The organism is Rickettsiella endosymbiont of Xylota segnis, assembly GCF_964019545.1.
GTDB lineage: Bacteria > Pseudomonadota > Gammaproteobacteria > Diplorickettsiales > Diplorickettsiaceae > Aquirickettsiella.
The window spans coordinates 386,471-399,195 of sequence record NZ_OZ026451.1; the positions used below are offsets into that span (position 1 = coordinate 386,471).

Genomic DNA, 12,725 nt, shown 5'->3' on the forward strand with positions numbered 1-12,725 from the left:
ATTAAATAACAATATTAACTAATTTTTTGGGGACTATAATAATTTTTTTAATCGTTTGATTTTCAGTATAGCGTTTGATCTGAGGGTCATTGAGAATAACCGCTTTAAGTGTTTCATCATTATAGTGTATATCAAGTGATAATTGTGCACGTAATTTACCATTTACTTGTATCACCCAATCAATTTTTTCCAGGGTTAACGCATCGGCGGCTACTTTCGGCCAATGTGCTTTACCAATTAATCCGGGAAATTTCAGTTCTTTCCATAAAGCATGGGTTATATGAGGAACGATAGGGGCTAATAAGCGCAATAGAATGCTTAAACCTTGCCATATTATATGTTTAATCGTGTGTAATGCATCATCAGTAGATGAGCTTAATAATTGGCTGGCTGCTTGCAGTGTATTCAAAAGCTTCATGCAACTAGCAATAACCGTATTAAACTGCTGTCTTTCAAAATCATTGCGCGCAAGTTGCAAAATTTCATGGATTTGACGGCGTAAGTTACGATGCGCATGAGGAATTTTTGTCCAATCGATGGACTGGGTGAGGCTATGAGTTTCATTGAGCTCTATTATCCAAGGATTGTTATAGGCTAAGGTCCATAAACGCTTTAAAAAGCGATAAGCACCTTCAACTCCCGCGTCAGACCACTCTAAGGATTGTTCAGGAGGGGCGGCGAACAAAATAAATAATCGTAAGGTATCTGCTCCATATTGTGACATCAGTTTAGCAGGATCGACGGTGTTGCCTTTAGATTTAGACATTTTTGCACCATCTTTAAGGACCATGCCCTGTGTCAATAAACGCGTAAAGGGTTCATTAGAATTCAGTAGAGCTAAATCGCGTAATATTTTATGAAAAAAACGTGCATAGAGTAAGTGTAATACCGCATGTTCAATACCTCCAATATAATGATCAACGGGTGTCCAATATTTTGCTCTATCATCTAACATGGCTCTGTTCTGTGTAGGGCAGGCAAAGCGAGCGTAATACCAGGAAGACTCTACAAACGTATCTAAAGTATCTGTTTCTCTCATAGCGGGTTGTTTACAAATAGGACACTCGGTTTGATAAAACTCAGGCATATTTTTTAAAGGTGAGCCTACACCATTAAACTGTATCGTTTCGGGAAGTACCACGGGTAAATCTTCTTCAGGGACAGGAACAACGCCGCAAGTAGTGCAATAAATAATTGGAATAGGTGTTCCCCAATAGCGCTGACGTGAAACACCCCAATCACGAAGTCGGTAATTAGTTGTATGCACGGCTATCTTTTCTTGTATTAACTTTTTTGCAATAGTTACTGACGCAAGTTCAGCACTTAAACCCGTATAGGGACCCGAATTAATTAATGTGCCTGTATCCGAAATAAGAGGGGCTGATTGAAAATCATGTGCCTGAGTAGATAATATGACAGGACGTATAGGTAAATGATATTTCTTTGCGAATTCAAAATCGCGCTCGTCGTGTGCAGGGACTCCCATGATCGCTCCGGAACCGTAATCAGTTTTCACAAAATTAGCAATCCATATCGGTAAGTTTTCGTGAGTCAGAGGATTATAGGCAGTAAGCTGAGTTGTAAAACCTTTCTTTTCTAAATGTGCAGTCGCCTCTTCAGATGTAGGGATTTGTTGAAAACTGGCAATGATAGCTTGCAGCTTGGGATCGTGTTTAGCTATATAACGTGCTATAGGATGACTGGGTGAAACCGCGATAAAAGTAGCACCAAATAAGGTGTCGGGACGCGTAGTAAAGATTTCAATAGTGTCTAATTCAGGATTATTGACTTTAAATTGAATAGTTAAACCTTGGGATCGACCTATCCAATTGCGTTGCATAGTTTTGACTTCATCTGGCCATGCTTCTAAAGTATCCAAGTCATTTAATAATTCATCTGCGTAAGCGGTAATCTTTAAAAACCACTGCGGAATTTCTTTACGCTCTACAAGTGCACCAGAACGCCAGCCACGGCCATCAATAACCTGTTCATTCGCTAACACGGTTTTATCAATAGGATCCCAATTGACTACGGCACTTTTTTTATAGACTAGACCATTTTTAAGTAATTGAATAAACAGCCATTGTTCCCAACGATAGTAATCAGGTTTACAGGTAGTAATTTCTCGGCTCCAATCAAAGCTTAAGCCGAGTTGTTTGAATTGCTTGCGCATATGTTCAATGTTGGCATAAGTCCATTTAGCGGGAGGTACTCCTTTTTCAATGGCAGCATTTTCAGCCGGTAAACCAAAAGCATCCCAACCGATGGGATGCAAAACATTTTTACCTAACATACGCTGGTAACGGGTAATCACATCGCCCAATACATAATTCCGGACATGGCCTACATGTAAATGCCCGCTAGGGTAGGGAAACATAGAGAGGCAATAAAATTTTTCTTTATTGAGATCTTCAGTGACCTTGAAACATTGGTGCTCTTCCCAAAATTTTTGGATGTCAGCTTCAAGCGCTAAGGGTTGATATTGTTCTTGCATGTGGCTAGATACCTTGTTTTAATTATACTCTTCGCACTTGAATTTTGTCTGGGTTGCCGCTCAATTCGCATTCCTCATGTATGGATAATACACTCGGTTGCTTTATTTTCATTGCGCTTGCCAAAAATCCAATTGCTATGAGTATAGGCTTCATTTTTAAAGTACTGTTAATTCGGATAGATTAAAAACTGTTCAACTATTTGCTAATTATATAACAAGCCTAATTTTTATTGTGATAACTGCTTGGATAAAACACTAATCTATAATAGCCTGAGTTAACTGAAGCATAAACATCTAAATGTGAGCTTTTCGATAAGCGTAACATAAGATACATAATCCCACTAAAAAGATAATGATGGAACCATCGCCGAGATATACCCACGGTGTTAAACCTTCAGTTTTATAAATCGAACTTGTTAACACACCCGACTCGAAGGCGGGAAGTTTCGCTATAATTTTTCCTTTAGGAGTCACGATAGCCGTTAGGCCGGTATTACTTAAAAAAGCTAAGTAACGTCCGGTGGCTAACGCTTGAAATTGGCCAATTTGTAGATGTTGAGCTAAGGCAAAAGAATGACCGAACCAAGCATCATCGTTAATAGTTAATAGTAACTGAGCATGATCTTTCAATGCTTGTCGGACTAAGTTGGAATAAGCAATTTCATAACAAATAAATGTACCTAAATTAACGTTGGCTACCCTAAATGCGGGTTGGTGACTCGGCCCGGGTGAAAAACTAGACATTGGAATATCTAATAAATTTAATAAACCGTGAGCCCAGATTATCCACCACGGGAGATATTCACCAAAAATAACCAGTCTTTGTTTATAATAGGTCGCGTGATCCAAGCCTAAAGCTAGCATGCCATTATAATATTGAAAGCCTTTTTGGATAGGTATTCCTGTTATCAATGTGGTTTTATGCTGTTTGGCTTGCTTGTCAAGCTGCTTTAAAAAGTCAACTGCTTGATTTTGTAACAGAGGAATGGCAGCTTCTGGCCAAATAATCAGTCGACTATTCCAATGTGATTGCGTTAATTGTTGATAGTGTATTAATGATGCTTTTTGATACTCAGGTTCCCATTTTATTTCTTGGGGGATATTCGCTTGAATCAGACTGATTTGGATTGGTTTTCCTTGTAAATGTGTCCAAGGGATAAAACTTAAGATATAACCAATGGCCCATATTCCTATAATTGTCAGTAAGCGTCCTGAATAGTAAAAGTTTTTTAGATTGAACTGACAATCAAAACGTTTGTTTAAAAAAGGACAGAATAACGAAAGAAATAAACTTGCCGACAAAGCAACTAGAAAAGTCAGACCCACTATTCCCAAAATTGGAGCATAACCACTAAGCGGCGTATTTACTTGGCTAGTGCCTAATAATAACCAAGGAAAACCAGTAAATATCCAACTTCTTACCCATTCGGCTAGCGCCCATGAACTAGGAAAGATTAAGTAGAGTTTGATGAATGTATTACTAGGAAAAAAACGATTGACTAGAAAACCTTGAATGGCTGTAAATAAGGCTAATATAAAAATAAATAGTGCAGTAATTAACGAAGCTAGAAAAAAAGAAGTATGACCAAATTCGTGAATGCTTATAAATACCCACGAGACACCGATACCATAAAAGCCTATGCCAAAAAGTAATCCTAAAATAAAAGCGCGTTTAGCTGAGCTATTTAGCCATAGCAATAATAATACGGCGGGCGAGAAGATAGCTAAAGGATAAATGCACATCGGAGCAAAAGCAAAGGTGAGTAAACCACCGGCGATAAGTGCGCTTATTTCTTTATAGTAGGTCATAAAATTGCATAGGAAAAAGAGTAGACCACTTGCATAACCTGCGTGCTAGACTTGATTTCATCGTTAAACGCTAGTCTACGGTCCTCATTTACTTAAGTAAACTCCGGTCCTCGACTATCGTTTGCTTGGGAACTCAAGCCCATCACTGGGTTATGCAAGAAGTCTAGTCAAGAAATCCAATTGCAAAGATTCCATCTTTAGCATACATAAAGTTGCTACAGGGAACACGCAAATTTTAGGATCAAAAGTTAGTTTTTAAACCACATTAATTTACCGAGAGCAGATTGTACATTACTACTTAATTTTTCGGCCACTGATTTTTTAGTCAGATACTGACATTCATAAATTTCAGCTTTATCACTAGCTGCGAGTACACTTAAATAATCATCACTGGTTATTAGTTCATCGACTAAATTGAGTGTAAGTGCATCTTTCGCAAGCCAATGAGCTCCCGTAGCGACTATGGCCATATCAACTTGTTTTCGGTTAGCTTGGATAAAGGCTTTAAAAAGATGATGGATTTCTTCTAGGTCATCTTGAGTTTTTTCTCGTGCTTTAACAGTGTTCTCTCCAAAAATGGTCAGTGTACGTTTATATTCTCCTGCGGTTAGTAATTCGAAATCAATATCTCTTTTTTTTAAAAAACGATGAAAGTTCGGGAGTTGTGCTACGACACCGATTGAGCCAATAATCGCAAACGGTGCGGCTAAGATTTTATCACCGACGCAGGCCATTAAATATCCACCGCTTGCGGCAATTTTATCGATAGTAACCGTCAAAGGGATGCGTTTATCTTTTAAACGTTGTAACTGTGAAGCAGCTAACCCATACGGAGCAACCATGCCACCGCCACTTTCTAAGCGTAATACGACTTCATCTTGCGGTGTTGCCACTTGGATGAGAGCGGTGATTTCTTCACGTAGATTATTTACTGCAGTAGCTTTGATGTCACCTTGAAAATTTAAAACAAACACTCGTTTTTTCAATAATTTAGCAGATTTTTTTAATTTAATTTTTTGTTCTTTAGCATATTTTTTTAATTGTTTTTTATCTAAAATTTCTGAATTTAATGTTTCAGCAAATTCTTGATATTTTTTATTAAGCTTTTTAACACATAGTTTATTCTTGTTTTGTTCTTTAGCTTTGCGAATAATAGAGAAAACTCCGGCGGTTACTATTAAAATAGCAAGTACCAATGTAAATAGCTTCGCTAGGAAAACAACATATTGAAGAAGGAATGACATGGTTATTGGCCTTTTAACTCGTTTGAAAAAGGAATAATATAGCCTAGGTCCTGTTTTGTATACAACAGCACTTCGTTAAATAGGCAATTGAAAAAACTTACCCATTACTTATCAAGGAATGAAGAGAGTGTTAACTGTAGAGGAACTTTCTTATGAACGTAATAACAGACTTCTGTTTAAACAACTAACGTTTCAACTTTTTCCGAAGCAAATATTACATATTGTTGGTGCAAATGGTTCAGGGAAAACCACATTATTACAGATATTAACCGGTTTACGTACTCCTTTAAGCGGAAAAGTCATGTGGAATGGTATTGCAATTGAGAAAAATAACATAAATTTTACCGATAATTTACTTTATGTTAACCACCGCTTAGGTATGAAATCTGCACTGAGTCCGACTGAAAATCTTTATTTATGTTTGGCCAGGCGAAATTTAATCCATAAGCAATCCAAACGTGAAGCAATCCATGCTATTCATCAGATATTAGACCAATTAGATTTAAAAGAATGCGCAAATACTTTATTAACACACCTTTCTTCAGGACAACAACGACGTTTGAGTTTAGCAAAATTATTATTGATCAAAGCAGATTGTTGGATTCTGGATGAGCCGTTTACTTCTCTCGATAGTGCCGGTATTGCATTTTTATCGTCTTTAATGGAAAAACAAAGTGCTAGAGGAGGCGTCATTGTTTTTTCCAGCCATCAGGCGATGTATTCTTTCTCTTTAAAAATAAAAAAAATTTTCTTAGATATAAAGTCATGATAATTTTTTTTTTAAAGCTTTTAACTAATTTACGTAGTGAGTTATTAACTATTTTTCGTTATTATCACGAATTGATTTATCCCTTATTATTTTTAATTTTAGCGATCATTTTATTTCCTTTAAGTATAAGTGCCGATCCCATTTTATTAAAAAAAATATCTGCCGGAATTTATTGGGTGGTGGTGTTATTTCTAGTATTATTAATGTTAGATCAGCTTTTTCGAAATGATTGGAAAGAGGGAGATTTAGAGCAGCTTATTTTACTTCCTAATGAACTTAGCATAGTTTTATTTATTAAGTTATTAGTATTTTGCTTAGTTATTTGTATGTCTTTGTTTATCGTGACACCGATTCTGAGTCTAAGCTTGTTTATTCCTATCATGGCTTTAAAAACTTTATATCTCACTATCCTATTGGGTACGCCTACATTAATATTTCTAGGCGGTATTGCGCGCGCTTTGACGTTAGGACTTCGTCAGAGTGGATTATTAATAATATTAATAATAATCCCATTTTACATTCCAGTACTCATTTTTGCGAGCAGCGCGGTTGCCTTAGCGAGTTTGGGATTGCCTGCCAATGGGCCATTAGCTTGGTTAGGTGTGTTAATGATTCTGAGTATGAGTTTAGCACCTTTAGTTATTAATAAAATATTGCGTATAGGCATAGCTTTTGCGTAATACTCCTGGTACTTAAATTTTGTCTGTGTATCGCTCAAAGGAAATAAAAAAATGACTCAACTAAAAAAAAGAAACAAAATTTATCGATATATCGCCGTACATCATTTTTATACATTGTCGAACTATTTAGTTCCAATTTTTGCTTTATCTTTATTAGTTTTCGGTATTTATGGTGCAGTAGGAGGTTTATATTTAGCCCCAGCGGATTATCAGCAAGGAGATGCTTTTCGCATTATCTATGTGCATGTGCCCAGTGCTTTTTTATCATTGTTTGTTTATTTTATTATGGCATTTTTCTCAATTGTAGGTTTAATTTTACGTATCAAATTAGCCGAATTAATCGTTTCGGGTAGTGTCTTTTTAGGAGCATGGTTTACTTTTTTAGCGTTATTAACAGGAAGCGTTTGGGCTAAACCGATGTGGGGCGCTTGGTGGGTTTGGGACGCGCGTTTAACTTCAGAGCTTATTTTATTATTTTTATATCTTGGCGTAATTGCTTTACGTTCTGCAATTCCTGAGCGGCATATGGCAGCGCAAGCTACGGCGATATTGATTATGTTGGGTTTAGCGAACTTACCCATTATTCACTATTCAGTCTATTGGTGGAATACTTTGCATCAAGGGGCAACATTGCATTTTTTTAGTCCTTCATTAATCGAGCCGCGTATGCTTTATCCTTTATTATCGATGATGGTGGCATTCATAAGCTTTTATTTTATTGTTTTATTATTACATATCCGTTGTGAAATATTAGAGCATTATATCAAGTTTAATCAAGCTAATAGCTTGTAATTAATCTGGACGAAAATGCTTAGCTAATGGCAGGAGTGGGTCGATTATAATCAACTCTAAAATTATTGTTTTCATTACGCCAAAATTTGGATGCGCAAGTTGAAGAATTCTGCTGTATTTTAACTGTATGATTAAACTCCAGTAGCTGTGTTAGATAACCACTAATGATAACTTGTAGTATCAATTGAGCTAAAAATATACTTTCTTGGCTGTCTGTGTTGAAGCCTTTAGAAAGATTTGGTTGATTTATTTCAGTTAACGTCGGTAAAGATTCTGGAAATGGTAGTTTGAGCAATTTAAACATTTCATTTAAGCAGCGTTCAAAATTTTCTTTTAATAGAGGACATTTTAACTCTTTGACATATTCTACTAAACAAGTAGACCAAAAATCGTTTAAATTAGGTATTTCAGTATCAATTTTGGCTTGTTTTTTAAACAAAGTCCAAAATATTAAAAATTGTTCATCTAAAAAATAGTCAATTTTTTCTTGGTGAGCGAAATCTAGTTCATGGATTTTTGTCAGTACTATGCTGAGCAATTTTATGAAATTCAGATCAGTTATCCAATGATTCAGTTTATTTTTGGCTTTTTTAATTTTTCTCATATCACTTATTTCGCTTATTCCATGTCGAATGACTGCACCGATAACATCAAATATAACCGAAGAAACCAGCCCGACAGAATAGGTCAATGCAGAAACCACCTTAGAAACCAGATCTGAATTTAGCGCAATATTTTTCCCCTGATCGGCATCAATAATTTTTAAAACATCGATTTTAGCTGATATTCTATTATAAAAATGAAAATAAGCATGTTCATTAATTTTATTGTTTTGTATAAAACGTTGATAGAGTTTATGAATGACATTTTCTGCATGGTATTCAGGGAGAAAAGCCAACAAATTTTCCTTTAGTTGAGATTCTGCTATAGGTATTTGTTGGTTTAAAAATAAATGTTTATTAGTCTGTAAACTATTGTTAAATTTAAGTTGTTGGCGCCGCTTTTTTGTTACCTTTTGCCACAAGCTTTTTTTTGTTTTTTTAATTAAATCATAAGGCAATCTTTTTTTAAAAAGATTGGGTTCTTTTTCTTTATTTGAGAATAAAATTTTATAATTTTTGAAGTACACTCTCATACCGCCTTATTATTTTTCTCTATATTAACACCAAATTAATTTTTTTTAAAAATTTTTTTTCTTTATAAAATTTAAGCGTTAAATTCACTATTTTGACTGATTTTAAAGCCTCTGAGTAGCGCTAAGGGTAGGACTTCATTAAGTTTAAGAGTAAACTATGACTCTTTAATTTTGTGTTTATAATTATGAAATTGCTTAATTTTGAAGTGGGTATTGATAAACCTTTATTTGTTATGGCAGGGCCTTGTGTCGTCGAAAGCGAACAACTGGCCATGGATACTGCTGGGCGCTTGAAAGAAATCACCAATAAATTGAATATACCTTTTATTTACAAATCTTCCTTTGACAAAGCAAATCGTTCTTCTGCTAAGAGTTTTCGCGGTTTGGGCTTAGAAGAAGGCTTGCGCATTTTAGCTAAAGTTAAAAAGGAATTGGGTGTTGCTCTAGTCACTGATGTTCATGAAGATACGCCTTTAAATGAGGTGGCGAGTGTGGTGGATATTTTACAAACACCAGCATTTTTATGCCGACAGACTAATTTTATCCAAAAAGTTGCCCAGCAAGGTCTACCGCTTAATATTAAGAAAGGTCAGTTTCTTTCTCCGTGGGACATGCAATACGTAGTTGAGAAAGCATATCAAGTTGGGAATAAAAAAATCATGGTCTGTGAACGTGGTGTGACGTTTGGATATAATAATCTAGTTTCTGATATGCGTTCACTGGCTATCATGCGCGCAACTCAATGTCCGGTGGTATTTGATGCGACACACTCCGTACAATTGCCAGGTGGTCAAGGTGGATCGTCGGGAGGACAACGAGAGTTTATCCCCGTATTGGCACGTGCAGCGGTGGCAGCAGGTATTGCTGGTCTTTTTATGGAAACACATCCTAATCCAAAACAAGCATTAAGCGATGGGCCAAATTCTTGGCCATTAGAAAAAATAGCTGAATTGTTAGCAAGCTTACAAGAGATAGATAACACGGTAAAAAAAACCAACTTAATAGAAACAACGCTATAGGTAAGAATGTATGCCAAAAATTGCTGAGATTAATGCGTATGAAATTTTAGATTCGCGAGCTAATCCAACTATTGCCGCCGAAGTTATCTTGGATTCAGGTTTAAAAGCAGATGCTAGTGTCCCATCCGGCGCATCGACGGGTTCGAATGAAGCTTTAGAATTAAGGGATACGCAAAGGCAGGATCGTTATCAAGGTAAAGGCGTTTTATTAGCGATCCAAAATATTTTAGGGCCTATCCAAAAAAACTTAATTGGAAAAGATATTGCCGATCAAAAAGTATTAGATCATTTAATGAAAGAATTGGATGGAACAGATAATAAAGGAAAATTAGGTGCGAATGCTATTTTAGGAGTTTCCTTAAGTTTACTGAAAGCCGCGGCTTTAGCGAAAGGACAAGCGCTGTATGTGCATATTGCTGAGCTTATGGGTCAAGGAGATAAGCAATATTTAATGCCAGCACCGCAGATGAATATCATTAATGGTGGTGTGCATGCGGATAATCCATTAGCCATCCAAGAATTTATGATCTTACCTCTAGGTGCGCCTACGTTTAGTGAGGCTTTACGTTGGGGCGTTGAGACTTTTCATTGTTTAAAATCCTATCTAAAAAAGCAAGGTTTCAATACTAATGTTGGCGATGAAGGAGGTTTTGCACCTAATTTACAATCTCATCACGAGGCTATTGAAAGTATTTTAGTGGCGATTGAACGAGCCGGATATAAACCAGGTAAGGACATTTATCTAGGTTTAGATGCCGCAAGTAATGAATTTTATCATCAAGGTAAATATTGTTTAGAAAATAAAGAATTAAATGCCGAGCAATGGATTAACTATTTAGAGCATTTAGTGCAACAATATCCTATTATTAGCATTGAAGATGGTATGGCTGAAGCAGATGAACAAGGTTGGATGCAACTAACAAAACGATTGGGTAAAGAAATACAACTGGTCGGAGATGATTTATTTGTAACTAATCCCATTTTATTCCAGCAGGGAATAGATAAAAATTTAGCTAATGCGATTCTTATTAAATTGAATCAGATTGGCACGGTTAGTGAAACCTTAGAAGTAATTTCGTTAGCAAAACAAGCCCATTACGCAGCGATTATTTCTCATCGTTCAGGTGAGACAGAAGATACTAGTATAGCCGATTTAGCCGTGGGCACTGGGGTTGGTCAGATAAAAACCGGTTCTGTTTGTCGTACGGATCGTACTGCAAAATACAATCGTTTGTTACGGATTGAAGCAGAGCTCACAAGGGAAAATAAGGTAAGTTATGCCGGTAAGTCTGTTTTTTCACGTTTTTTAAATAATTAATTCGATGAAACCTCTTATAGTTATTTTGACTTTACTTTTCTTAAGCTTGCAATATAAGCTATGGTTTGTACAAGATGGTGTATGGCGCGTACATCAACTTAAAAAACAAATTGCTCAGCAATTAAAGGAGAATACACAACTGAGTCAACGTAATACGGCTATGGTAGCTGAAATCAAGGATCTCAAGTCAGGTAAAATCGCATTGGAAGCGCATGCACGTAATGATCTTAATATGATAAAACCTAATGAATTATTTTATATGCTAGTTGATAAGCCAAAAAGTAAAAAAAAATAAACTTACTATTAAAATTTAACGGGTTTCCAGATTCGAATAATGGGTGCTAAGGAAAGTACTTTCATATTGCGTAAGGGAGGGAACTCTAGAGAAGCATCCGAATTAATAACATACAGATCATAACTATTAACAACATGAGCTATTTTTACACGTCTAATTAATAATTCTCTTCCTTCAAGTTCGACGATACAATCTGCACCATGCCCCAACTCCATATTTTTATCAGTTAATTTTTTTCCTGCCACCAGATCACCGGGACCATAAAGTGGTTTCATACTTTCATTATCAATAAGATAGATGAGATGTTCAGGATAATTTTTTCTAAAAAGTGCTAATTCTTCCTTAATTTCAGTATTTTCTAAAGGATAATCGGATTTTTTCTCATTAATAGAAATCCTAGATATTGATTCAAGATTTTTATAATTTAATTTAGACAGCTTACTTGAATCAGTTACTTTTGGGGGTTCCCCATATCCTGTCATTAACCAAATGACTGAACATTCTATCCCCTCTTCGCGCATTGCTTTGCTGACTTTTTGTGCACCGCGTTCAGTGACGCTACTATATCCTTGTTCCCAATAATTAATCGTGGTTAAGCCTAGATTACAATGTTGAGCAAATTCTTTCATGGATAGATGCGACATTTTACGCAAATATCTGAGTCGATTAGCTCGTTCTTGAATATCAATAGACAGAGAAGTGTTTTTTTCTTTTATGGACTTAGGATTCTTTTTCATTATCTTCCTTTATTAAATTTGACATAAAATATCTATTCAGATAATATTTAGTCTTAATGGAAGACTAAATAAATGAAAATTATATTTTTTATTGAAGGTACTTTGTCTATGTAAATTTTTTTGCTGCATTTAAAAAATTTTAAAATAAGGTTAAAAAAAACCAAAAATGGTGCTTCACCGATTAACATTGTTTATTTTGCAATTTACAGTTTAAGTTTACTTTATGCAGAATAAAATTTTTACGGTCAATGTCTACCAGAATAGTTCTGAAATTTTTTTAATATTATCAATAAAATATCCTTCGATATAATAAAGATAGGTTATTAATAGCAAATGTGTACTTTTTTAAATTTAAGCTGATATTTCATGATATTCGATACAATTTATCATTGTTTCATAGACACAACTTAAACCTTTAAGAAAGGAAACATTT

At 35.5% G+C, this 12,725-nt stretch carries 11 protein-coding genes; 6 read left to right on the forward strand and 5 right to left on the reverse strand.

Annotated elements, in window-relative coordinates:
* Nucleotide 1: 1 nt before the first annotated feature.
* From leuS to sohB, 3 genes are all read right to left on the reverse strand, one after another.
* Nucleotides 2–2,494: a leucine--tRNA ligase gene (leuS, locus tag AACL18_RS01780; protein ID WP_339050989.1), complete on the reverse strand. Its 2,493-nt coding sequence runs from the start codon at nucleotides 2,492–2,494 to the stop codon at nucleotides 2–4.
* Between the two features lie 294 nt (nucleotides 2,495–2,788).
* Complete coding sequence (gene lnt / locus AACL18_RS01785) at nucleotides 2,789–4,303, reverse strand: apolipoprotein N-acyltransferase (RefSeq protein WP_339050990.1); 1,515 nt, start codon at nucleotides 4,301–4,303, stop codon at nucleotides 2,789–2,791.
* A 248-nt stretch (nucleotides 4,304–4,551) separates the two neighbouring features.
* On the reverse strand, nucleotides 4,552–5,547 hold the full coding sequence (sohB, locus tag AACL18_RS01790) for a protease SohB (RefSeq protein WP_339050991.1): 996 nt from the start codon (nucleotides 5,545–5,547) through the stop codon (nucleotides 4,552–4,554).
* 127 nt (nucleotides 5,548–5,674) lie between these two features.
* On the opposite strand from sohB, the gene ccmA reads away from it, so the two are divergent.
* Genes ccmA through AACL18_RS01805 form a run of 3 tightly spaced genes read left to right on the forward strand, consistent with a single transcriptional unit; the run spans nucleotide 5,675 to nucleotide 7,788 of the window.
* Nucleotides 5,675–6,316, forward strand: a complete 642-nt coding sequence (ccmA, locus tag AACL18_RS01795; RefSeq protein WP_339050992.1) for a cytochrome c biogenesis heme-transporting ATPase CcmA — start codon at nucleotides 5,675–5,677, stop codon at nucleotides 6,314–6,316.
* Nucleotides 6,313–6,996 (forward strand): heme exporter protein CcmB, encoded by a 684-nt coding sequence (locus tag AACL18_RS01800; RefSeq protein WP_339050993.1) that lies wholly within the window; start codon nucleotides 6,313–6,315, stop codon nucleotides 6,994–6,996. Before ccmA ends, AACL18_RS01800 begins: the two co-directional genes overlap by 4 nt.
* Nucleotides 6,997–7,047: 51 nt before the next feature.
* Nucleotides 7,048–7,788 carry a heme ABC transporter permease gene (locus AACL18_RS01805; RefSeq protein WP_339050995.1) on the forward strand — a complete coding sequence of 247 codons (741 nt, stop codon included), beginning with the start codon at nucleotides 7,048–7,050 and terminating at the stop codon, nucleotides 7,786–7,788.
* A gap of 19 nt (nucleotides 7,789–7,807) precedes the next feature.
* Here AACL18_RS01805 and AACL18_RS01810 read toward each other — a convergent pair whose 3' ends face one another.
* Complete coding sequence (locus AACL18_RS01810) at nucleotides 7,808–8,917, reverse strand: hypothetical protein (protein WP_339050997.1); 1,110 nt, start codon at nucleotides 8,915–8,917, stop codon at nucleotides 7,808–7,810.
* 191 nt (nucleotides 8,918–9,108) lie between these two features.
* On the opposite strand from AACL18_RS01810, the gene kdsA reads away from it, so the two are divergent.
* The 3 genes from kdsA to ftsB are packed head-to-tail and all read left to right on the forward strand — an operon-like array spanning nucleotide 9,109 to nucleotide 11,555.
* Nucleotides 9,109–9,942: a 3-deoxy-8-phosphooctulonate synthase gene (gene kdsA, locus AACL18_RS01815; RefSeq protein ID WP_339050998.1), complete on the forward strand. Its 834-nt coding sequence runs from the start codon at nucleotides 9,109–9,111 to the stop codon at nucleotides 9,940–9,942.
* A gap of 10 nt (nucleotides 9,943–9,952) precedes the next feature.
* Nucleotides 9,953–11,260: a phosphopyruvate hydratase gene (eno, locus tag AACL18_RS01820; protein ID WP_339050999.1), complete on the forward strand. Its 1,308-nt coding sequence runs from the start codon at nucleotides 9,953–9,955 to the stop codon at nucleotides 11,258–11,260.
* A 4-nt stretch (nucleotides 11,261–11,264) separates the two neighbouring features.
* Nucleotides 11,265–11,555, forward strand: coding sequence for a cell division protein FtsB (gene ftsB, locus AACL18_RS01825; RefSeq protein ID WP_339051000.1), 291 nt, complete (start codon nucleotides 11,265–11,267; stop codon nucleotides 11,553–11,555).
* Nucleotides 11,556–11,563: 8 nt separating this feature from the next.
* Here the strand turns inward: ftsB and AACL18_RS01830 are convergent, their stop codons facing one another.
* Nucleotides 11,564–12,292, reverse strand: coding sequence for a helix-turn-helix domain-containing protein (locus AACL18_RS01830; RefSeq protein ID WP_339051002.1), 729 nt, complete (start codon nucleotides 12,290–12,292; stop codon nucleotides 11,564–11,566).
* Nucleotides 12,293–12,725 lie beyond the last annotated feature (433 nt).